The sequence below is a fragment of the Pacificimonas pallii genome (genome assembly GCF_019204005.1).
Lineage (GTDB): Bacteria > Pseudomonadota > Alphaproteobacteria > Sphingomonadales > Sphingomonadaceae > Pacificimonas > Pacificimonas pallii.
The window spans coordinates 1-22,282 of sequence record NZ_JAGSPA010000002.1 but is presented as its reverse complement, the minus strand read 5'-3'; the positions used below and the strand labels follow the sequence as shown (position 1 = coordinate 22,282).

Below are 22,282 nucleotides of genomic sequence, written 5' to 3'. Positions count from 1 at the left end.
GCCGGGCACATCACATGCCCGGCCGGGTGGGGTCCAGATTGGGACCGATGGTTCAGCTATTGCTGCCGTAACTGCGCACTTCGGCGCGTCCGACGACCATGTGGTGCACTTCATCGGGGCCATCCGCCAGACGAAGCGTGCGCTGGCCGGTGTACATATCGGCCAGCGGGGTCCACTGCGAAACACCGGTTGCGCCGTGCATCTGGATCGCCTCGTCGATAATCTCGCACACGCGCTCCGGCACCATGGCCTTGGCCATGGAAATCCACACGCGCGCCTCGCGATTGCCGAGCACGTCCATGGCTTTCGCCGCCTTCAGCACCATCAGGCGCATCGCCTCGATATCGATGCGCGCGCGGCTGACGACTTCCATGTTCTTGCCTAGCTGGACGATGGGTTTGCCAAAGGCCTCGCGGCTCATGCCGCGCTTCACCATCAGGTCGAGGGCCTTTTCGGCCTGACCGATCGCCCGCATGCAGTGGTGGATGCGGCCCGGGCCGAGGCGCAGCTGCGAAATCTCGAAGCCCTTGCCTTCGCCCATCAGGATATTCTCCTCCGGCACGCGCACATTGTCGAACTTGATATGCATGTGACCGTGCGGTGCGTCGTCCTTGCCGAACACGTTCATGGGACCCAGCACCTCGACACCGGGCGTATCCATCGGCACCAGAATCTGCGACTGCTGCAGGTGCGACGGCGCATCGGGCGACGTCTTCACCATCGTGATCATGATCTTGCAGCGCGGATCGCCAGCGCCGGAGATATAGTATTTTTCGCCGTTAATGACCCACTCGCCATTTTCCAGCTTCGCCGACATGGAAACGTTTTTCGCATCCGACGAGGGCAGATGCGGTTCCGTCATCGCGAATGCGGAACGGATTTCCCCTTCAAGCAGCGGCTTCAGCCATTTTTCCTTCTGCGCCTCGGTGCCGACGCGCTCCAGCACCTCCATATTTCCGGTATCGGGGGCGGAACAGTTCATGCTTTCCGACGCCAGGGCATTCTTGCCAAGCTCGACCGCGATATAGGCATAATCGAGGTTGGACAGGCCCTCGCCGGTATCCGCGTCGGGCAGGAAGAAGTTCCACAGCCCGCGTTTCCGCGCTTCCTGCTTCGCGCCTTCCAGCGCTTCCAGCTGCCCGGGCGCATAGCTCCAGCGGTCCGCCCGGCCCTCGCCCAGTCTTTCGAATTCCTCGCTCATCGGTTCGACGACTTCAGCGATGAAGCTCTTGACCTTCTCCAGGAGCGGCAGCGCTTTTTCCGACATCCGCAGATCGTTGAGGTCGTCGCGCGGATCGAGGCCGAAACCGCTGCGGGCCGGGGGTTTGCTCATATCGTTCACTGTGCTGGTCCTTCGGTGGGGCGTTCTTTCAAACGCCGCAGATTATCTTCATGGCCAGAACGGGTAAGCCCGTAAAAGCTGATCACCGCAATCATCGAAAGCCACAGGGTCAGGATGGTCGGCACATAGACCGCGCCCAGCATCCATAGCGTTTCATCGGACACGTCGCCCTGCGCCGCACCCGTTGCCAGGCCCACGCTGGTAATGACCAAGCCTGCGGCAACGATGCCCAGCCCTTCGCCCCATTTGCGCATGAAGGTGCTCGCCGCAAAGAACAGCCCTTCGGAGCGGCGACCTGTCCTCAGTTCCGCGTCCTCCACCAGATCGGCGATCATGGATGCCGCCAGAATCTGGTAGCAAATGATCAGGCCGACATCGATCGTGTTGGCGATCACGATGAAATAAAAGATGAAATCCGTGCCATTGGCGGGCAGCACGTCGATCAGGCGCAGGAAAATCGGCAGCGGTGCGCCCGTAAAGGCGACCAGCCCGATGACAATCGCGCCGCGCTTCTTGCCCCATATCCTGCCAATCAATGGCGCAAGCGCCGAGCCGATGATCGCCGAGATGAACACGCACAGGGCCAGGATACCGATCTGCGCCGATGTGAAGCCCCAATAATAGGTCGAGAAATAGAAGGCGAGACCGGCGGCCAGACCGCTGGCGATGAACCCGAGCAGGGCGGCGATGAACAGCGCCATGAACGACCGGCTGGCAAGGGTTTCGAAAATCTCCGCGAAAATCTTCCGGATCGTCAGCATGCGCTTCGGCGGCGGTGCCTTCAGCTTGCCGATATACCGGTGCGTCCCGAGCGCGGAGGTCATGATGGCGATGAAGATCAGGATCGAGGAAATCAGGCCATAGGTCTGGTAGGCGTCTCGGTTGAACTGGCCGTTGGTGATGGCCAGGGTGACGAACGCCGGGAAGATCAGCGTGAACGCCGCGACCGAAATCGCATTGCCGCCCGTCCAGCCGAAATAATAGCGCCACGACAGGAGCGCATTGCGCTCGTCATAATCCTCGGAAAGTTCCGGCGCGAGCGCGGCGCCCGGGGTCTCGTTGAAGGTGATGAGCGTGCGGATCACGATGGACAGGATCACGACGTACCAGAACAGCCCGGTCTGGCTCATCCCCTGCGGCGGTACCCACAGGAAATAATAGCTCACGGCCACCGGCAGGGCGCTGGCATACATGAACGGATGCCGCCTGCCCCAGCGCGAGCGGAAATTGTCTGACCAATATCCTACGATGGGATCGGAAAACGCGTCGGCGATCAGCGCGATCAGGATCGCCAGGGACACCAGCCGCGCGTCCAGACCGATGACCTGCGCGTAGAATAGCAGCAGGAAATATTTGAAGCCATTGTCCTTGACGCCGTAGGCGGCGCTGCCGAACCCGTACGCGATCTTCGTCCGAAGCGGGACGCGCGCCCGCGGCCCGGTCTCCAAAGACAAAGGGGCGCCGGACAGGATTTCCCTGTCCAGCGCCCCTCCAGCCAGATGTGCAGGTTCGCGCATCAACCGCGCGCCACTGCTAGAAGTTTACCTTCGCGCCAAGCCGGTATGTACGTCCAAGGGGATTGCCGATGAATGGGTCATAGCTCAGTTCAAGGCGGGCGCCCGGGGGATCCTCGTCGAAGATATTCTCGATCGACCCCTGCAATTGCAGATCCGTACCGGCGACTTCCAGATCCAGCGTGGCGTGCAGATCATGCTGGGTGAAACTGGAGACACGGCGACCGAAATCGGTCTCGATACCCTCGGGCGTCGTTACGCATGGGCCGGTATCGGCGCAGCGATTATCATCCACGCCGTCAATATATTTGAACACATAGCGAAGGTTCAGCATGTCATAATTGACATTCGCATAGGCATTGCCGCGCCAGTCGGATACCGTTCCGGGGTCCCTGTTATAATTCGCGAAACCGACGGCGTCATAGGCCTCGGCGACAGTGGCGCCGCGCAGTTCGAATGCGTCGAACTCATATTCCAGGACAAAGGAGGCATTGCCGCCAAGCGACAGGACCAGTTGGTCACCAATCGGCAGATCATAGTTCAACGCGAAATCGAGACCGCTCGTCTTGACACCCGGGCCGTTGACCCAGTCGGTGCGCACCCGGGCGATGGAACTGCCGGTCGTCACACCCTGAACGCAGCCATCCTGAAAGGTGATCAGATTGGCGAAGGGGCTGGAACAATTGGCAAGGCCGCCGGGTTCGGGCACGACGGCACTGGCGATGGCCTGTACCGGTGTCGTCGTGATGCGGTCCTCGAAATCATAGCTCCAATAATCGACCGAGAAGGTCAGGCCTTCATAGCCGATGATGGCGCCGACATTGTAGGTGAATGCGGTTTCCGGCTGCAGATCGTTCGGATTTCCGAAGATGTCCTGAGACTTGAAGTTGTTGTTCGCGGCGATGATGCCCGCAAGCACCGTGACCTTGTTCGGCGAAACCTGACTGGCCAGCGGACCGCGGAACGTCGTACCGGCCGAACCGCGCAGCGTCAGCCAGTCGGTCGCCTCGATCCGGAATGACGCCTTCGGATTGAGGGTGGAGCCGACCGTGCCGCCATAATCCTCGAAGCGGACGGCACCGGAAAGCTCGATACGTTCACCAATCGGAACATTGACCTCGGCAAACAGCGCGTAAACGCTCTGTTCCAGCGTCACCGGCGAGGTAATCCCCAGGAACACGAAGGGACCAACGCCGTCCGTCGGCGTCCCCACACAGCTTCTGTCACCCTCCTGGAAACAGGGGTTCACAAGGGCGTTGCTTTCCTCGACCAGGGGCCGAGTGGAAAAGTCGCTCTGACGATATTGCGCGCCGACGGCGAACGCCACGGCACCACCGCCCAGATCAAGTCCTGTTTCACCGGACAGGATAAAGTCGGCGACCACCTGTTCCTCGACCTGGAACGTGCCGTTCGGCACCTGCAGATAGGAAACGAGGTCGGGGTCGTTCTCATTGCCGGGAACGAATGACGGATTGACCAGACCCAGCGCGGGATTTGACGCCGCATTGTTGATGAACGGATTGAAGAACTGGCAGGCGCCCTGGCCGGCAGTGCCGGTTGTCCGGTCGCAGCCCGGGCCGCCAAACCCTTCCAGGGCATTTTGCAGGCGCGAGCCGACGATGCCGGGCGCGAACGCTTCACGTTCTGACCGCCACCAGGTGCCGTATAACTGCGCCCGCAGCGTGTCCGAAAATTCCTTTTCCAGACCGGTCGAGAAGCGGAACGCCTCGTTCTTGGCGGACCCGCGACCGGACCCGCGCGGGTCACGCGGATTGCCGCCCGCACCGATCGGGCGGAAGAACAGGGCGCTCGCATAGCTGCCAAACACGTTGGCCGGCGTGCCTGCGGTGAAGGGATCGCCTGGCCCGCCCGTCAGACCCGATTGCGCGACGAACGCCGCATATCCGGGATTGGTATCGGGGATGAAAAAGCGCTGCGTGTTGCCCGAGCCGGTGGGCCCCTGCGTCGTTGGGAAACTCGGTGAATAGGCCAGGCTTTCAAGATCGGTTCGCGCATAGAGACCGCTGACGAAGACGTTGAGGCTGTCGCTAAGATCGACATCCAGCTGCGCATATGCCTGATACCGATCCTCCTCCTCGATCAGATTGTCGAAGGGGACATAGGTAAACCGGCAGGCAGGCAGACCCGAAGCCGAGCCCTGGAAGCCGCCCGTCGCCTCGCACGTGCCAAGGGCCGAACCATCCTGCGCCAGCCCAAGTGTTGTGCCGCCCGCGCCGTTGGAGACATCCCCCAGTTTCGCAAGATAGGTGCCGGGATTGCCCAGCGTCGAAAACCCGGTGGGATTGACCTCATAGGGCCGCAGCACGAAATCGCGTTCCGTCGTCGCCAGTTCCGACCGGTGCTGCCAGCCGACGCCGACCATAAGGTTCGCATCGCCGAAATTGCCGCCGGCAAGCACGCTCGTTGTCCAGTTGCCGTCAGACCCGTCGATGAATTCGTAATCGCCGGTGATTTCCAGGCCGTCGAAATCCCGTTTGGTGATGAAATTCGCCACGCCCGCGATCGCGTCGGAGCCATAAGTGGCGGCCGCGCCGTCTTTCAGAATCTCGATACGGTCGAGCGCGAAGAGCGGGACAAGCTGCGTGTCGGTAAACCCGTCGCCCGGGGCCTGAACGGTGCGCCGACCGTTGAACAGCACCAATGTGCGTTCCGGGCCCAGCGCGCGAAGGTTGATCGAACCATTGCCCTGAAAGCCCTGTGCCGCGGTGGAAAATTGATTCGAGTCGCCAAGCACCGGACCCACGGACGGCAGGTCCTTGATGAATTCCAACGGCGAGGTCGTACCGCTTTTCGACAGATCCTCCGAGCTGAACAGGTCCACCGGCAGCGCGGCGTCTTCGGGCGTACCGCGAATGAAGGAACCGGTGACGACGATCAGATCGGTATCGTCTTCGGCTCCGGCCTGGTCAGGCACGACCTGCGCAAAGCTCGCGGTTGCGGCACCAACTGTTGTAAGTGAGAAAATAGCGCAACCGGCGCAACGGCTTAGAAGTGCGGATTTCATAAACAACCTTCCCAGATCAAACGGCTCTGCGGCCGCATCCTCTCGACGTTCACTATATTGTCGGCGGGCGTCAACTGCCGGAACTGGCCGCATAGGACTTTTCAGAGGGGGGCCGCGGACACTTCCCTGTCATAGTGTGGCATTGCTGCAACGCATTCCGGAGACACTGATGACCGATTTTTCAGATATGTTTTCTGTCGCCGGAAAGACCGTCCCGGTGATCGGCGGTTCGCGCGGCATTGCCGAATTGATCGCGCCCGGCGGCACCGCGGCGGGGACCGCCTGATCATGGGCGTATTTCCCGCAGCGACCCTGCCCCAGATCGAAGCCATGCTCTGCGCCGAAAACCAGCCTTTCGAGATGGAGGTCGTGGACATTCACGGCGTCCCTACCCGCACCTGGAAACACCTGCACCAGAACCTCGCCGATCTCGCCGTGCACGCATCCGGGCACGGCGACGCGCTCCTGCACATCTATGCCGATGAGCGGCTCAGCTATGAAAACTGGTTCCGCGCCGTGGCCGCACTCGCGCATGAGCTGCGGGATATGGGCGCGCGGCCCGGCGACCGCGTCGCGCTCGCCATGCGTAATCTGCCCGAATGGAGCGTCTGCTTTTTCGCGACCGTCGCGATCGGCGCGATCAGCGTCCCCGTCAACGCGTGGTGGACGGGTGAAGAGCTCGCCTTCGCGCTCAAAAATAGCGGGTCTTCCTTTCTGATTGCCGACGACGACCGCTGGCAGCGCACCGCGCCGCACCGCAAATCCATTCCGGGCCTGACCCAGGTCATTCTCGCCCGCGGCGAACGCACGGACGGTACCGTCCGCGCACTGGAGGATATGATCGGCGGCCCGCCGGACTATGCGAACCTTCCCGAACGCGGCCTGCCCGATATGGCGCTGACGCCCGAGACCCGCGCCGCGATCATGTACACCAGCGGGACGACGGGAAAGCCCAAGGGCGCGATCATTTCGCATCGCAATCTGGTCACGAACATCCTGTCGTCGAAATGGGCCACGGCACGCGCCTTTATCCGCGCGGGGCAGCCGCTGCCCGAACCCGCGCCCAAAGTGCTTCTGACCGTGATTCCGATGTTTCACGCCACCGCGCTGTCCGCGATGCTGATGGGTGTCCTCGACGCCGGACACAGCATGGTCTTCATGCACAAATGGGACCCGGTCGAGGCCTTCAAACTGATCGAGCGGGAGAAGGTGAACGCCGCCGGCGGCGTTCCGACAATCGCCTGGCAGATGCTGGAACATCCCGACCGGGAGAAATACGACCTCTCCTCGCTGGAGTCGGTCTCCTATGGCGGCGCGCCGTCCGCGCCGGAACTTGTGCGCAGGATTCACGAGGTTTTCGGCTCCTCCCCCGGAAACGGCTGGGGCATGACCGAGACCACGGCAACCGTCACCAGCCATAGCGGCGAGGATTATCTGCACCGCCCCGAAAGCGCGGGGCCTCCCGTGCCCGTGGCGGACCTCCGCATTACCGATCCGGATGGCAACGACCTTCCCGTCGGCACGGTCGGCGAACTCTGGGCCAAGGGCCCGCAGGTCGTCGAAGGTTATTGGGAACGCCCCGAAGCCAATCGCGAGACCTTCATCGATGGCTGGGTCCGCACCGGCGATCTTGCCCGCGTTGACGAGGAAGGATTTCTCTTCATCGTCGACCGCGCGAAGGACATGCTCATCCGCGGCGGCGAGAACATCTATTCCAGCGAAGTCGAGAACGTCCTTTACGACCATCCCGCTGTCATGGACGCCGCCATTGTCGGCATTCCCCACAAGACCCTGGGCGAGGAGCCGGGTGCCGTGGTCGCGCTGACGAAAGGCAAGACCGCGGGCGAGGACGAATTGAAAGCCCATGTCCGCGCGCACCTCGCCGCGTTCAAGGTCCCCGTCAGGATCATCTTCCACGACGAAATGCTGCCCCGGAACGCCAATGGCAAAATCCTGAAAAATGATCTGAAAGCGCTGTTTTCCTGAAGCCTGCGCCGCCGCATCACCCCGAACCCGGATCATCCTGCCCTATTCCGTCACGCGGGTTTTCGCCGGAGTGACGTGACCAGGTGGCCGTCTTCACTAAAAAATTCAGAAGCCCGCCTAGATCCCCTGAAATTCCGCAAACTCATCCAGCCCGGCCCGCCGCGTCCGCAGCCCGTTCACCGGCGCATCCTTGTCCGCATGTCCGATCGCCATGCCGGTAAACAGCATCAGCCCGTCCGGCGCGCCCACAACATCCGCCACCGTCTCGGGCAGCATGGCCCAGCATTCCTGCGGACAGCTATCCAGGCCCGCCTCCTTCAGCAGCAGCATGACGCTCTGCAAATACATGCCAAGGTCCGACCATTGCGGCGGCCCCATATACCGCTCCACGAAACAGAACAGCGCCGCCGGCGCGCCGAAGAACCTGAAATTATTCGCGAACCAGGCCCGCCTTGCGGCCTTGTCCTCGCGCGGAATGCCAAGCCGCGCATACATGTCCTCGCCCACTTCAAAGCGCCGCGCCTTATAGGGTTCGGCCAGCTTCCGGGGATAAATGTCATATTGCGGCGTTTCCCCGCGCGGGTCTTTCGACAGCACGTCAGCCGCGCGTGCCTTGATATCCGCCAGCACATCGCCGCCCACCACATAAATCCGCCAGGGTTGCAGATTGCCGCCCGATGGCGACCGCGCTGCCTTGGTCAAAATTTCGCGCAGAACAGCCAGATCGACGGGTTCATCCGTAAAGGCCCTGACCGAGGTTCGCGTGTCGAGGGCGGTACTAACATCCATGGCGCTCTACCTTACATTGCAGTCGTCCCCCCGCTTCGACTAGGATATGCCCGCAATGTACAGCCTGCCAAATCTGCTGACCCTTTCGCGCATCGTCGTGGTGCCGGTTCTCATCCTCGTGATGTGGCAGGCGAACTGGCCCGGCTATCTCGCCGCGTTCATCCTTTATTCGGTCGCCGGGGCGACGGACTATCTCGATGGCTATCTCGCCCGCGCGCAGGGCACCGTGTCGAAACTCGGCCAGTTCCTCGATCCGATCGCGGACAAGGTCATGGTGGTCGCCGCGATCGTCATGCTCATCGAGAACGACATCATCATCGGCATCACCACGCTCGCCGCGATGATCATCCTCCTGCGCGAAATCGTCGTCTCGGGTCTGCGGGAATTCCTCGGCGGCGTGCAGGTCAGCGTACCTGTCTCGAAACTCGCCAAATGGAAGACCACGTTTCAGATGGTTTCCCTCGGTGCGCTCATCCTGCATGGGTTCGCGATGCAGAAAATGCCCGAACTGCCCGCTTATGAGGTCGGCGTCGTCAGCCTCTGGATCGCCGCCGGCCTTACGCTCATCACCGGCTGGGACTATCTTCGCGCCGGTCTCAAGCACATGTCGTGAAGATCGAGCTGCTGTACTTCGCCAATGTCCGCGAAACCATTGGCAGGGGCGCGGAAACCCGGACGTTCGGCGACGACGTAAAGACCGTCGCGGACGTCCTCAAGGCTCTCGGCGACGGTAATGACACCTACGCCGCCGCTTTCGCCCGGCCGGAAGGGCTGCGCTTCGCCCTCGACCAGATGTTCGTCGGCGTCGATGCACGCCTTCGCGACGGGGCGGAGCTTGGTATCTTCCCGCCGGTCACCGGCGGCTGACCCCGGATGATCGACACCCGCGTGCAGTCCGCCCCCTTTGACGTCGCTGCGGAGACGGCGAACCTCACGGCAGGGCGCGGCGACATCGGCGCCGTGGTCAGCTTCACCGGCCTCGTACGCGGCGACGCGGGCGATACGCTGACCCTTGAACATTATCCCGGCATGACCGAACGCATGCTCGCAAACATCGCCGCCGAGGCCGAAACCCGCTGGGGCCTTTCCGGCGGCCTCGTCATCCACCGCTACGGCGTGCTTCCGGTCGGCGCGCCCATCGTCCTCGTCCTCACCGCCAGCCGCCACCGCGCCGACGCGTTTCAGGCCGCGGAGTTCCTGATGGACTGGCTGAAGGTCAAAGCCCCGTTCTGGAAAAAAGACGCGAACGGCTGGGTCGAAGCGCAAGGCAGCGACGATGATGCGGCGAGCCGATGGAACAACTGAAACCTCCCACCGCCCGCGGGGGAGGGACACGTCCTCGCCGCACGCACCAAATCCCGATCATCCTGAGCAATTTTGGGAAAGATCATATCAACTAGGTTCCCCTCCCTGCTTGCAGGGAGGGGCTAGGGGAGGGTGCGAGCCCGGCGCAATACTCCCGCAGGAAGAAAAGCCCGAGCCTATTCCGCCAGATGTTCATCCAGCCAGCGGAACACCTCCCTATGCCATTGCAGGCTGTTGTTCGGCTTCAGGATCCAGTGATTCTCATCGTCGAACACCAGCAGCCGGCTATCCACGCCCTGCCGCTGCGCCGCGGTATAGGCCATCAGGCTCTGCGTATAGGGAACGCGGTAATCCTTCACGCCCTGGATCACCAGCATCGGCGTCTTCCAGTTCTTCACCCGTGTCGCTGGATTCCATTTTTCATAGGCTTCAACGCGGTCGTAATACGGCCCGCCAAAGTCCCATTCCGGGAACCACAGTTCCTCGGTGGAATAATAGAAGCTGCGCATGTCGAAAAGGCCCGCATGATTGACCAGGCAGGCCATGCCGTCCGGCCATTCACCCGCGATCCAGTTCATCATATAGCCGCCATAGGACCCGCCCGCTGCACAGGCTTTTTCGTCGTTCAGGAACGCATATTGCTCACGCGCGGCGGCCAGTCCCTTCTGCAGATCGACCAAGGGCTTGCCGCCCCAGTCATTATTGATGGAATCCTGGAAATCCTGGCCATAGCCACTCGATCCGTGGAAATCGACGGTCACGATGGCATAGCCCGCGCCCGCCCATGCCTGCGGATTCCAGCGCGAGGACCAGCTGTTCGACCAGCGTCCCTGCGGCCCGCCGTGCGACCACAGCACCGTCGGCGCTTCCTCGCCATCGGCAAGGCCCGCAGGCTTCACGACATAGCCGAACACCTCCTCGTCATTCGCGCCCGCAAAGGAAAAGCGCGATACTTCGCCCAGTTCGACATCCTTCAGCTTGTCGGCGTTGATCGCGGTCAGCCGCCGGTGCGGATTGACCGTCGGTCCGGTCATGTACACATCGCCCGGTTCGGTCAGCGAGGACAGCGAATAGACGAGATTTCCGTCCGTCATCGCGATCACGCTGTGATTGCCGTCGAGCGCCGTCATCTTCTCGGGCGCACCCGACATGCCAATGCGGAAAATCGGCGTGTTCCAGCCATCCGCGGCCGTCAGGATCAGGCCATCTGACCCGGGCATCCAGGAAATGCCGTCGACGCTCAGGTTCCAGTCCTCGGTCAGCGCCCGCACCGCGCCCGTTTCCAGGTCACGGATTTTCAGAACCAGCTGATCGCTTTCATATCCGGCACGCGCCATCGACGCATAGGCCAGATATTTCCCGTCGGGCGACACGACCGGATGCGTGTCCGTTCCATCGTCGCCGTCCGTCAGGTTCACCGGCGCCGCGCTGCCGTCCGTCGGCGCTGACCAGATATCAAGGTCGGTGGACCACGCCTCTGTCGTGCCCTTTTCGCGCAGCGCGAAATAGATCGTCTTGCCGTCGGGGGCGAAGGAAATGTCATCGCCGCCGCCAAAGGGTTTGCCCGGCACATCGCCGTCCAGCGCGGCGGAAATCGCGACGGCGTCTCCGACCGGCAGACCATTGGCGCCAAGCGCGATCGTGAACAGCTCGTTCTTCCCGCCCTGGTCCCACGTGTCCCAGTGCCGTGCGAACAGCCGGTCATAGACACGGCCGTCACCCGGCAGTTCAGCGGCCTCAGGGGTGACATCCTTCCAATAGGCCAGCTGATTTTCGCTGGGGGCGAGATGAAACCCGTCAATACCGCCCTTGACGTCGGTGACCTGCTGCGGCTCACCGCCCGCAACCGCCGCGCGCCAGACCTGCGCATCGCCGCTGCGGGAGGACAGCCAGTACAGCATTGTTCCATCGCGCGAAAACACCTGCCCGCCATCACTGCCCGGGTCGGTATTCCACCTGACGGGCGCGGCGCCGTCCGTGGTCAGGTCGAGCGCGAACAGGTCCGTGCGTCCACGATCCGCCTCGAAATCGGTCTCGCGCATGGAAAAGACCAGCAGCTTCCCATCGGGCGACACCGCCGCATCCGACATGCGGTTCAGCCCCGCCAGATCCTCCGGCGTCATCGGACGCGCGATTGCGGGAAAGGCCATCACGGCCGCGGCGAGCAGCGCGGTGGCTGCGGTCATGGTTTTGTTCATGAATCAGGGTTTAGGAAATTCCGCGCCGGGTGTCACCATTTCCCTCCAGGATGATGCCAAACTATGATTCCGACCATCCTGAGCGCAGCCGAAGGGTGATCGGGATTGTAAGACTGCGCCCAACAACACACGCCATACCGGCGAACGCCGGTATCCATCTCTTGCGAGGGAAGCAGGGCGCGGAGTCAGGAGACGGGGCGCCGGCCGTCTCCAGAAAGACGGATCATTTGAAGGGGCCTGTCCCCCACCTACCGCAGCTCCAGAAACGCCGCCGCCTTTGTGAAATTTTCATGATGATGCGCCCGCACGCGCGCGGCTTCGTCGTCCTCGCCCCAGGTTTCGGCCTGCCACAATTCATCCAGCTGCCCGGCGGCCCATGCGGTCTCCACATCGACTTCACGCTCCAGCAGGGCCAGCGTCACCACCAGCGATCCGGAAATCGTCACGATCGGCTGCGCCGCCGCCAGCGCGAAATCATCGAACGCGTCCAGCGCCGCGCTCAGCCGGATCAGTGTCGGTTCCGGCTGGGGCACGTGCATGACCCCCTCGACCAGCGTCATCGACACATCGTACCGCGTCCGCGCCCAGTCGAGCAGCGGATCCCACGCCGCCGCCTGCCGGTCGGTCAGGGCTTGCGGATTTCCGGCGCGATAGCACAGCAGATCGCTTTCGCCATAAGCCGCGATACCCGCCGCGAACGCCCTTCGGTCCGCGCCGACATGATCGACGGCGGCGTTGGCAAACCCGGTGAATGGCATAGAGACGGGGTCGATCATATCGCCCTGCACATCCCATTCGCGCGCAATCGCGTCCGCCATCGCCCGCCCCGGCAGCAGCAGCGTGCTGCGCTTCGGCGTCTTCAGCACGCGCCCGTCCAGCTCGATCCGGTACCCGCCATCATCCTCGACGGCGGCAACGGCCTTATAAAATCGCTTCATCGCGAATCCGGTGCCCGCTCATCGGTTTCGCGCCAGCGTTTCCTGAGCAGGGACGGCACCAGCAGCATGCAGGCGACGCCCACGACGCTCAGGCTCTTGCCGATCCATTCATCCTGAAATCCGAACGCACCCTTCGTCCAGATCTGCATGCCCAGCACCACCAGAACCATCCCGGCGATGCGGATCATGCTCATGCGAAGAAAGCGCCCTTTTGCGCGGGCCTCGATTTCATCCTGTGTCATGATGTCAGGATATAGTCCGCCAGCGCCGTATAGTCATCGGCCACGATTTCGGCGCCATATTCCATCAATTCCTCAGGGGCGTGATATCCCCACGCCACGCCCAGCGACCGCACATCGGCATTGCGCGCCATCTCCACGTCAAAGACGGTATCGCCGATCATCACCGCCTGCGCCGCCTCACCGCCAGCGTCGCGCAGCGCCTGATGAATCATGGAGGGGTGCGGTTTCGATGGATGCCTGTCCGCCGTCTGCAGACTGATGAACCGGTTCCGAATGCCATGCTCGCCAAGCGCATGGTCCAGCCCGCGGTCGGACTTGCCCGTCGCCACCGCCAGCAGCCACCCCGCCGCCTCCAGCCTGTCCAGCGTCTCCAGGGTGCCGGGATAAAGCGGCTCGACCGACAATCGCTGCTCCGCCCTCATGCGCTGATATGCCAGCTTGTACCGCTCGGCCATCCGGTGGTGCAGATCCTCGTCGGCATCGGGCAGCAGCTGCATCATGGCCTGCGGCAGCGACAGGCCCACGATCCGCCGCGTGGCATTCGCCGGCGGCGGCGTCAGGCCGTTCTCCTGAAAGCACGCATCCATCGCGGAAACGATATTCGCCTGACTGTCCAGCAGCGTCCCGTCGCAGTCGAAAATCGCCAGCCGAACGGTCATCGCCGTCCCCGCCGCGTTGGTTTCCCGCCGCCCCTTCGTTCGCGCCGCGCGTCCCTGTGCTCGCGCCGCAGATCGCGTGACTTGTGCTTTCTCAGCCGCGCCTTCGCGCCCGGATCGTCGACATCCTCCTCCAGCTGCAAATCACCCGCGGTGATATCGAACCCCAGATTTTCCATGCTCGCCAGGAAATGCGCCGACAGGTCCGCCTTCACGTCCAGCATGCCGCCGCCGTCCGGCAGCTCCAGCCGCAGGCGCCGCGCGTGCAGGTGCAGTTTGCGCGAGATCCCGCCGGTCAAATAGCTTTCCTTGCCGCCATATTTCCCGTCGCCCACAATCGGATGGCCGATGGCGTCCATGTGCACGCGCAGCTGATGCGTCCGCCCGGTCAGCGGCTGCAGCTCCAGCCACGCGGCCCGGCCCGCTGCGCGGTCGATGCGGCGATAGCGCGTCACCGCGCGCAGGCCGTTTTCCCGGTCGACGAACATCTTCTCCCCGTTGAAGCCGGGCTGCTTCGCAATTGGCAGCTCGATACGGCCATCGGGAATTTCCGGCACGCCCATGGTCAGCGCCCAGTACAGCTTGCGCGCCGTCCGCCCGGCGAAGGCGCGCGAAAAATGCGCCGCCGCCCGCGCCGACCGCGCCAATAGCAGCGCCCCCGACGTGTCCTTGTCCAGCCGGTGCACCAGCTTGGGCCGGTCGTCCCGCTCGAACTTCAGTGCGTCCAGCAGGCCATCGACATGTTCGCGAATGCCCGTTCCGCCCTGGGTCGCCAGACCGGCGGGCTTGTTGATGACGATGGCGTGCTTGCTCTTGTGAATGACCAGGCTCTGCGCGAATTCGATCTGATCCTCGGTCAGGCTCTTGCGCTCGCCCTTCTGCGCCAGGGGGCTGACCTTCGATGCTTCCAGCGGCGGTACGCGAATGACCTGCCCCGCCGCGACGCGGTCGCCCGGCTTGGCGCGCTTGCCGTCGACGCGCAGTTGCCCCGTTCGCGCCCAGCGGGATACCGTGCCGAATGACGCTTCGGGCATGTGCCGCTTGAACCAGCGGTCCAGCCTTATGTCGTCATCGTCCGGCTGAATGGTAAACTGTCTGACGTCCATCGCCGGTTTCATCGCATGAATTCCCTGGTAAGCAAGGCCCCGGCCAGCGTGGCAAGCACGGATATGACGACCGACCCCATACTATACCCCAGCGCCGCGCCGTAGCGCTTGTCGATCAGCATTTCGCTCATTTCGAACGAGAAGGCGGAAAATGTCGTGAAACCGCCCAGGATTCCGGTCACCAGCAGCAGCCGTGTCCTGCTCATCCCCGCATGATCGATGGTCGCCATGATAACGACGCCGATCAGGAAGCTGCCGATGACATTGACCGCGAATGTGCCCCATGGCAGCCGCCCGCGCGCGAACAGCTCGCTTACCCAATGCACCGCCAGGAACCGCCCGCCCGCACCCACGGCGCCGCCAAGCGCGACCAGGCCAAGATGCGAAAGCGGGACGGGTAACATCGAAAGGCTCTTAACGCCGGGCGCGGGAGGGCGAAAGGCATGTATGCCTCCCAAACTCCCCGCCGCACCAGCCGAAGCCGCACCCTACCCCTGACAATATAAATCACCCCTGCGGAAGGCCGCGCTACCGCACCCCCAGCGTCCACCCCTCGGTCTCCGCCACCTCGCGCGTCAGCCCTTCCGGCACCCAGTACCGCCGGTCATCCGCGATGCGCCTCAGCCCCGCCGCGGACACCAGCACATCCGTCTCGTGATCGGTATATATCCGGTCCGCCGCCGCCTTGGACCCCAGCCCTGCCAGCGCGCGGTTCAGCGTTGCCGCATCCCGCAGTTTCAGCCCGCGCGACACGCCGGACATGCGGATGAACGCCCGGCTATACATCTCCGCCACCACGCTCGCCTCACCGTCCATCGCCGCGCCCGGATCGCCCGCGAAGTCGAACGGCCACACCGGCACGGCGTCCCCCAATCGCCGCAGCAGCCGCATGCCGGCAAAGCTCGCCTTTGCCACCTGCCCGGCGCCAATCGCGTCATAGATCGTCGAGGCCTTGCCCCCGCCCGCCGCGTTGAACGCCGCTTCGCACACGCGGTAGAACATGTAATCCGCCTTCACGCCGTCGGCGGCCCCCATGTAGAAATGCGGGCGGTGCGCCTCGTGCAGGAAACTGGCTGCGCCCAGATCGGCATCGTCGCAGATATTGTCGACATAGGCCCAGAAATCCCGCGCGCGCGCGGGCGCGTCCGTCCCCGGCAGGTAACTCCCACGTTCCAGCAGCGGCGGGGCGAAGCTGAAATCCATCGCCGCCAGCGTGCGCCCCGGCCCGGCGGCCAGCCCGCGCAGCCAGTCCAGCACCTCGGTCCGCGACCATATATGTCCCGGCCGCAGCAGTTCCGGCGCGGCGTCGCCCGGCGCGCAGATGGCGATGGCGATGCCCTTGTGCCTGCGGCCCTTCGCCCCCGACCAGTCGATCGCCGCGAAGCGCTCAAACGCCGCCATCGGTCGGCGGCGGCAATTGGATCATCAGCCGTTTCATGGAAACCATCTCCCTGCGGCGAATCTGTGCCGCAGGAAGATGCGTCCGTCCAGCCTTCACGGCCCCGGCAAATGACAGGGGCATCGTCATTGAAGGGGCTCATGTCGGCTGAACATGCCGGGTATGACGCGCCGCCAGCCGGCGCGCGCGATGCCCAAAGCGCCGCGGCGGGACGTAAACCAGCTACGCGCGGCGGCGACGGCGAACCGCCGCAAATCCCAGCAGGGCCAGACCGCTGGCAAAGGGCAGGATCGCCGCTGGCTCGGCCACCTCGTTTACGTCCACCGCGGAAAAAGTGACGCGGAAAATATCCGTGTCCAGCCTCAGGTTCGAACCATCAAAGACATAACCCGCTGCCGTCGTCAGGCCATTGAACACGCTCAGTTCATCAAAGGCGAACGCGATCAGGCCGTTCTCGGCGATCCGCGCGTCATTGTTCGCGCCCGGAATGAATGCGGCATTGTCCGGGTCCGCGACTTCGGAATTCGCGTCCCAGATCGCCGCGACCGTCTGCGTGATGTCGAACAGTTGCAGATTGCCATCATCGTCGAACAGGTTGAACGCCATCGGGTTATCATTGCCCAGAAACAGATCGTTCGAGGGGACAACCATATTGGCGAACGTGAAAAAGCGGTTCGCCTCCGTGTCGATATTGAATGTGCCGACAATCTGCGACGTGCCCGGAATCTGCGCCCCTGCGGACGAGCCGATCACGGCGCCCGGATCGGCCGCGGCAAATGCGGGCAGCCATGCGGACCCCGAACCACCCTCGGCAATCGAGATGATTTCCGCACCGGCAGCTTCGTTGATGTTGAACGCATCGAACGTGCCATTTCCGAAACCAAAGCGCAGCGGCGCGAAACTCACCGTGTTTTCAGGTGCGATATTTTCGATGGTCACGGTCAGTGCGACGGTTTTCGCGGCGACGGCCATTGGCGCCGCGGTAACGGCGATGGCGATCGCGCCAGTCGCGAGTGTCTTGAATCTCATGCTATTCCCTTTTTATGTGAGGATGCCCCATGCGGTTCTTTCGCGTGCGCGCGAAAGAAGGTTACAATTCGGTTCACCATCCTCGTTCATCCCTTGCGATCAGGCGCGCGCTGCCGCTGGCTGTGGGAGGGTACCGGCACCGTCCCCGACCTGCGATGACATCCGCCGCCCTTGACGAGTGGTTCAGTGTAGTACATCAATACCTCACTAAAACTCACGAAGAGGAGCACTTCCTATGCTACGGACAATCGCATTCTCCACGGCAGCCTTGCTCGCCGCCCTTCCCGCGGCAGCGCAGGAAGCAGCGCCGGAAACCACGCCGACCGAGTTTCATATGATGCAATTGCAGGATGGCCAATTATCCGGTCCGGGTGCGGACGTTATCCTCGCGCATCTTCCCGACGCGCAGTTCGTTCTCATCGGCGAGGATCACGGGTTCGCCGACCCGCCCCGGATCGCCGCCGCCATCGCCGCCGCCGCAGCGCCGTACGGCATGAATCATCACGTGATCGAGGTTGGCGGCATCTCGGCTGACTGGGCGCGCGATATCCTGGCGGCGGGAGGGACCGATGCCTTCGCCGACGCGCTCGAGGGACGCCCGCTCGCGATTCCCTTCATCAACTTTCAGGAGGATGCCGAACTCGCCCTGCCCTTCCTCGCGCCGCATGATGACGGGCGCGTCCGTCTCTGGGGGGTGGATCAGGAATTCATCGGCTCGCCGCTCATTCATTTCGAAGCCCTCGCGGACCTGGCGCCGACGGCTGCGGCGCGCGCGCATGTGGAAACCCTCCTGGCTGCGGAAACGACCGCCTTTGACACCGGCCAGCAGCAGGCGGTCTTCATGGCCAGCGCGGATCAGGATTCCCTTGCCGTCCTGCGCGAACATTTCGCCGGTTCCGAACGGGCGCTCACCATCATCGGCGAGCTCCAGGAGAGTATGGCCATCTACCAGGCCATTTTCAGCGGCGACATCTACGGCAGCAACCAGGCCCGCATTTCCTATATGCGCGACCGGTTTCTTTCCGAATATCGCCGCGCAGCCGAAATCGAGGATGCCCCCCGCGCCCTCTTCAAATTCGGCGCGATCCATCTGGGGCTGGGAACAACGTTCCTCCACACGTTCGACCTCGGATCCCTGACGGAAGGGATCGCCGCTGCCAATGGCCTCGATACGCTGCGCATTCTCATTTCTCCGCTCGCAGGCGAAAAGACGAATACGCGCCCGTCCCCCGATGGGGTTTTCAAAACTGGTCCGTTCACGTCAGCCGATACGGAAAAAATGCTCGGCACGCTCGGGATCGCGGCCAGTGCGGTTCCGGACGAAGGCTATCTGGTCGTTCCGCTGGCGCCTGCGCGCGCCCAACTCGGGCAAAAAGGCCTTGCCGACCTCGACCCCATTCCCCGGTCGTTCATGATCGGCTATGATTACCTCATCACGACGGCAGGCGCGGACGCGGCGACGCCCCTTGCCGTGAAATAACCGGACATCATAGGCGGGCGGACGCGCCGTCAGGCGTTTCCGCCGCCTGCCGCACGCCGTTCCGCCCACCAGGCCAGACGCTCTGAAATCCGCTTCTCCAGTCCGCGCTGCGTCGGCTTGTAGAACTGCCCTGGCCGCATGTCATCGGGCCAGTAATTCGCGCCGGAAAACCCGCCATCGGCGTCATGGTCATAGGCATAGCCCTTGCCGTAGCCGATATCCTTCATCAGCTTCGTCGGCGCGTTGACGATGTTCATCGGCGGCATCAGGGACCCGGTATTCTTCGCCGATGTCCAGGCCGCCTTCTGCGCCTTGTAGGCCGCGTTCGATTTGGGTGCCGTCGCACAGTAAAGACACGCCTGCACGATCGCCAGTTCGCCCTCCGGCGAGCCCAGAAAGTCATACGCCTCCTTCGCAGCCAGCGCCTGTAGCAGCGCCTGTGGATCGGCCAGACCGATATCCTCGCTGGCGAAACGCACAATACGCCGCAGCACATAGAGCGGCTCCTCGCCCGCGACCAGCATGCGCGCCAGATAGTATAGCGCCGCATCGGGGTCGCTGCCGCGCATCGCCTTGTGCAGCGCGCTGATCAGGTTGTAATGCCCTTCGCGGTCCTTGTCGTAGATCGCGACGCGCCGGTGCAGCAGATCGCGCAGGTCCGCCGGTTCCAGCGGCGTCTCGACCGCCATGTTCATCAGTGTTTCGACCTGGTTCAGCAGGAACCGCCCGTCTCCGTCGGCGCTCCCCACCAGCGCCATGCGCGCCGCATCCGTCAGCGGCAGCGCCGCGTCATAGCTTGTCTCCGCCCGGGCCAACAACAGGCCAAGCGCGCGTTCATCAAGCCGGTTCAGCAGCAGCACCTGGCACCGGCTCAGCAGCGCCGCATTCAGTTCAAAGCTCGGATTTTCCGTCGTCGCTCCGACCAGTGTCACGGTCCCGTCCTCGACATAGGGCAGGAACCCGTCCTGCTGCGCGCGGTTGAACCGGTGGATCTCGTCCACGAACAACAGGGTCTTCTGCCCGGCGCGCGCCGCCGTCTTCGCCGCGGCGAACGCCTTTTTCAGGTCGGCGACGCCGGAAAACACCGCGCTGATCGCGTGAAAGCGCAGGCCGACCGCATCCGCCAGCAACCGCGCGATGGTCGTCTTTCCCGTTCCCGGCGGTCCCCAGAAGACGATGGACGACAACCGGCCCGCGCTGACCATGCGGCCAATCGCACCCTCCGGCGCTGTCAGATGCTCCTGTCCAACGACCTCTTCCAGCGTGCGCGGACGCAGCGTCTCCGCCAGCGGCCGGTCGTCCGCCTCGCCTGTCGAAACGGCTACATTGCCATCATCCTGAAACAGATCGCTCATCAGCCAGACCTAGCAGCAAAACATCGAAAGGGGGGAGCCGCTTTGCCGCTCGCGAAACGCATGCGGCCCGGAAACGCGCAAACCTAACATAGGTTACAGGAAAAGTTAAAGACTTCAAAGGGGGCGGGGCGGTAAAGGGGGCGACTGTTTGAAAATGCGACTCAGCATTGGACAACAGAAAAGCGCTGTAATTCCTTCGGAGACGCCCGTGTCATTTTTTGACGAAATCCTGAATTTCCGGCTATCTCCCGACGAGGATGACGAGCGCGGGAAAGCGCCTTCGCTAGGGGAGCGCGGCGCGCTGCAGCTTAGCGGCGACGCGTTTCATGCGCTCGCGGACACGATGCCGCAAATGGTATGGTCGACGCTTCCGAATGGCGATCACGATTATTACAATGCCCGCTGGTATGAATTTACCGGCGCGCCGCTCGGGTCGACGGACGGGGAGGCGTGGGCGGATATGTTCCACCCGGATGACCAGCCGATCGCCTGGAAACGCTGGCAGCGCAGTCTGGATACGGGCGAACCCTATGAGGTGGAGTATCGCCTGCGACATCGCTCCGGTGAATATCATTGGGTGCTCGGACGCGCGCTGCCCATTATCGGCCCGGATGACACGATCCAGCGCTGGATCGGCACATGTACGGACATTCACGAGGCGAAGCGGATCGCGAGCCATAATGAGATCCTGAGTCAGGAGCTCAGCCATCGCATCAAGAATATCTTCGCGATCATCTCCGGGCTGATCGGCATGACCGCCCGGTCGAATGAGAGCTTTCGGGAGCCGGCTGAGGAGTTGCGCGGGCGCATCGCGGCGCTGGGGCGGGCGCATAATTTCGTGCGGCCGCACAGCGAGGATTCGCAGCCGGAATTTGGCGATCCCACGCTTCAGACACTGCTGTCGGAGATTTTCGCGTCCTATCCCGCGTTCACTGACGGGCGGCTGTCGATCTCGGGCGACGATATGGCGGTCAGCGACCGCGCGGCCACACCGGTCGCGCTCGTCTTTCACGAGTTGGCGACGAATTCCATGAAGCATGGCGCGCTGGGGCGCGATGACGGACTTGTCGCCGTTACGATCGCCCGCAACGGCGACTTTGTCGATCTTGGCTGGAAGGAAACAGGCGGCCCGGCGCTCGGCGGCGCCCCCATGCGCACGGGCTTTGGCTCGAAACTCATCGACATGGCCATCAACCAGCAATTGGGCGGGTCATTCGACAGACAATGGGCGGCGACCGGGCTGGAATTGAACATGTCCGTGCAGGCATCTCGTCTGACGGACCACTGATCCTGAGACCGCTAGAAAAGCTCCAGCTTTTCCGGCGGCGGTCGATGATCATCGTCTTCCAGATTGAGGACATAGTCCAAAAGTTCACTCAGCAACCCAACCTCTACCGGCTTGCTCACAGCGCCCAGCGTGCCTTCGACACCGCCCCCAAGCTGCCTGGGGTTGGCGGTGATGAACACCACCTTGATACCGAATTCCTTGGCAAGGCGTTCGCCGATCAGGGGTCCGGTCACACCGTCGCTCAAATTGACGTCGACAAGGGCGACATCCACATTCGTCGCGGCAAGTCTGATTGCCGAGGGCGTGTCGTCCGCGATCCCGGCGCACTCATGTCCCAGATCCTCAACGACATCGCACATTTCCGTCGCGATAAGATATTCGTCTTCGACGATAAGAATATTTGCAGGCATTTCCAATCCGTAAGTCTATGTGATCCATAGTGAAGTGATACATAATGAACGTCGCTGAAACGATCGGGTTCCGCGCATGATGGGGAAGCCGTTTCGATTGACGATATCTACTCAATATCGCTTCTCGCCATTGTTGAAAATGCCGGGAAAAACCTAAGCCATCACTCATAAACTGGCGTGCGTGGTACAGGAGCGGTTGATTCAAGGCGTCAGGAAAGGC

Annotated in this window: 21 protein-coding genes; 6 read left to right on the top strand and 15 right to left on the bottom strand. The window is 62.9% G+C overall.

Features of this window, described 5'->3' with window-relative positions; genetic code table 11:
* Nucleotides 1–52: 52 nt before the first annotated feature.
* Genes KCG44_RS05155 through KCG44_RS05145 form a run of 3 tightly spaced genes read right to left on the bottom strand, consistent with a single transcriptional unit; the run spans nucleotide 53 to nucleotide 5,791 of the window.
* Entirely contained in the window at nucleotides 53–1,333 is a 1,281-nt protein-coding gene (locus KCG44_RS05155; RefSeq protein ID WP_218444715.1) for an acyl-CoA dehydrogenase family protein, read from the bottom strand.
* 5 nt (nucleotides 1,334–1,338) lie between these two features.
* Nucleotides 1,339–2,859: an MFS transporter gene (locus tag KCG44_RS05150; protein WP_218444714.1), complete on the bottom strand. Its 1,521-nt coding sequence runs from the start codon at nucleotides 2,857–2,859 to the stop codon at nucleotides 1,339–1,341.
* Nucleotides 2,860–2,875: 16 nt separating this feature from the next.
* Entirely contained in the window at nucleotides 2,876–5,791 is a 2,916-nt protein-coding gene (locus KCG44_RS05145; protein ID WP_369411928.1) for a TonB-dependent receptor domain-containing protein, read from the bottom strand.
* Between the two features lie 378 nt (nucleotides 5,792–6,169).
* Here KCG44_RS05145 and KCG44_RS05140 point away from each other — a divergent pair, with 378 nt between their 5' ends.
* Nucleotides 6,170–7,867 carry a class I adenylate-forming enzyme family protein gene (locus tag KCG44_RS05140; protein ID WP_218444711.1) on the top strand — a complete coding sequence of 566 codons (1,698 nt, stop codon included), beginning with the start codon at nucleotides 6,170–6,172 and terminating at the stop codon, nucleotides 7,865–7,867.
* Nucleotides 7,868–7,984: 117 nt separating this feature from the next.
* Here the strand turns inward: KCG44_RS05140 and KCG44_RS05135 are convergent, their stop codons facing one another.
* Complete coding sequence (locus KCG44_RS05135) at nucleotides 7,985–8,656, bottom strand: nitroreductase (protein WP_218444709.1); 672 nt, start codon at nucleotides 8,654–8,656, stop codon at nucleotides 7,985–7,987.
* 55 nt (nucleotides 8,657–8,711) lie between these two features.
* Here KCG44_RS05135 and pgsA point away from each other — a divergent pair, with 55 nt between their 5' ends.
* From pgsA to KCG44_RS05120, 3 genes are read left to right on the top strand one after another with little or no spacing between them, the layout of a single operon-like run.
* Nucleotides 8,712–9,269 (top strand): CDP-diacylglycerol--glycerol-3-phosphate 3-phosphatidyltransferase, encoded by a 558-nt coding sequence (pgsA, locus tag KCG44_RS05130; RefSeq protein ID WP_218444708.1) that lies wholly within the window; start codon nucleotides 8,712–8,714, stop codon nucleotides 9,267–9,269.
* On the top strand, nucleotides 9,266–9,523 hold the full coding sequence (locus KCG44_RS05125; protein WP_218444707.1) for a MoaD/ThiS family protein: 258 nt from the start codon (nucleotides 9,266–9,268) through the stop codon (nucleotides 9,521–9,523). Before pgsA ends, KCG44_RS05125 begins: the two co-directional genes overlap by 4 nt.
* Before the next feature lie 6 nt (nucleotides 9,524–9,529).
* Nucleotides 9,530–9,961: a molybdenum cofactor biosynthesis protein MoaE gene (locus KCG44_RS05120; RefSeq protein ID WP_218444706.1), complete on the top strand. Its 432-nt coding sequence runs from the start codon at nucleotides 9,530–9,532 to the stop codon at nucleotides 9,959–9,961.
* A 176-nt stretch (nucleotides 9,962–10,137) separates the two neighbouring features.
* On the opposite strand, the gene KCG44_RS05115 is transcribed toward KCG44_RS05120, so the two are convergent.
* The 9 genes from KCG44_RS05115 to KCG44_RS05075 form a co-directional block, all read right to left on the bottom strand.
* Nucleotides 10,138–12,147, bottom strand: coding sequence for an alpha/beta hydrolase family protein (locus KCG44_RS05115; protein ID WP_255536364.1), 2,010 nt, complete (start codon nucleotides 12,145–12,147; stop codon nucleotides 10,138–10,140).
* 260 nt (nucleotides 12,148–12,407) lie between these two features.
* The gene (locus KCG44_RS05110) at nucleotides 12,408–13,097 is read right to left on the bottom strand and encodes an ATP12 family chaperone protein (protein ID WP_218444703.1); all 690 of its coding nucleotides are present in this window, start codon (nucleotides 13,095–13,097) and stop codon (nucleotides 12,408–12,410) included.
* Nucleotides 13,094–13,291, bottom strand: a complete 198-nt coding sequence (locus tag KCG44_RS05105; protein WP_218444702.1) for a hypothetical protein — start codon at nucleotides 13,289–13,291, stop codon at nucleotides 13,094–13,096. The genes KCG44_RS05110 and KCG44_RS05105 overlap by 4 nt, the downstream gene beginning before the upstream one ends.
* 44 nt (nucleotides 13,292–13,335) lie before the next feature.
* Nucleotides 13,336–13,998, bottom strand: coding sequence for an HAD-IA family hydrolase (locus KCG44_RS05100; protein WP_218444701.1), 663 nt, complete (start codon nucleotides 13,996–13,998; stop codon nucleotides 13,336–13,338).
* Nucleotides 13,995–15,113 carry an RluA family pseudouridine synthase gene (locus KCG44_RS05095; protein WP_218444699.1) on the bottom strand — a complete coding sequence of 373 codons (1,119 nt, stop codon included), beginning with the start codon at nucleotides 15,111–15,113 and terminating at the stop codon, nucleotides 13,995–13,997. The genes KCG44_RS05100 and KCG44_RS05095 overlap by 4 nt, the downstream gene beginning before the upstream one ends.
* Nucleotides 15,110–15,505, bottom strand: a complete 396-nt coding sequence (gene crcB, locus KCG44_RS05090; RefSeq protein WP_218444698.1) for a fluoride efflux transporter CrcB — start codon at nucleotides 15,503–15,505, stop codon at nucleotides 15,110–15,112. Before crcB ends, KCG44_RS05095 begins: the two co-directional genes overlap by 4 nt.
* Before the next feature lie 124 nt (nucleotides 15,506–15,629).
* Nucleotides 15,630–16,502 carry a hypothetical protein gene (locus tag KCG44_RS05085; protein WP_218444697.1) on the bottom strand — a complete coding sequence of 291 codons (873 nt, stop codon included), beginning with the start codon at nucleotides 16,500–16,502 and terminating at the stop codon, nucleotides 15,630–15,632.
* On the bottom strand, nucleotides 16,489–16,629 hold the full coding sequence (locus KCG44_RS05080) for a hypothetical protein (RefSeq protein ID WP_218444695.1): 141 nt from the start codon (nucleotides 16,627–16,629) through the stop codon (nucleotides 16,489–16,491). Before KCG44_RS05080 ends, KCG44_RS05085 begins: the two co-directional genes overlap by 14 nt.
* A 93-nt stretch (nucleotides 16,630–16,722) precedes the next feature.
* On the bottom strand, nucleotides 16,723–17,529 hold the full coding sequence (locus tag KCG44_RS05075; RefSeq protein ID WP_218444694.1) for a spondin domain-containing protein: 807 nt from the start codon (nucleotides 17,527–17,529) through the stop codon (nucleotides 16,723–16,725).
* Nucleotides 17,530–17,764: 235 nt separating this feature from the next.
* Here KCG44_RS05075 and KCG44_RS05070 point away from each other — a divergent pair, with 235 nt between their 5' ends.
* A complete protein-coding gene (locus tag KCG44_RS05070) occupies nucleotides 17,765–19,009 on the top strand; it encodes a hypothetical protein (RefSeq protein ID WP_218444692.1) in 1,245 nt (414 codons plus the stop codon).
* A 29-nt stretch (nucleotides 19,010–19,038) separates the two neighbouring features.
* Here KCG44_RS05070 and KCG44_RS05065 read toward each other — a convergent pair whose 3' ends face one another.
* Nucleotides 19,039–20,364, bottom strand: coding sequence for a replication-associated recombination protein A (locus KCG44_RS05065; protein WP_218444691.1), 1,326 nt, complete (start codon nucleotides 20,362–20,364; stop codon nucleotides 19,039–19,041).
* Nucleotides 20,365–20,572: 208 nt separating this feature from the next.
* Between KCG44_RS05065 and KCG44_RS05060 the strand changes: the two genes are divergently transcribed.
* Nucleotides 20,573–21,652, top strand: coding sequence for a sensor histidine kinase (locus tag KCG44_RS05060; RefSeq protein WP_218444690.1), 1,080 nt, complete (start codon nucleotides 20,573–20,575; stop codon nucleotides 21,650–21,652).
* 11 nt (nucleotides 21,653–21,663) lie between these two features.
* Here KCG44_RS05060 and KCG44_RS05055 read toward each other — a convergent pair whose 3' ends face one another.
* Complete coding sequence (locus KCG44_RS05055; protein WP_218444688.1) at nucleotides 21,664–22,062, bottom strand: response regulator; 399 nt, start codon at nucleotides 22,060–22,062, stop codon at nucleotides 21,664–21,666.
* Between the last annotated feature and the right edge of the window lie 220 nt (nucleotides 22,063–22,282).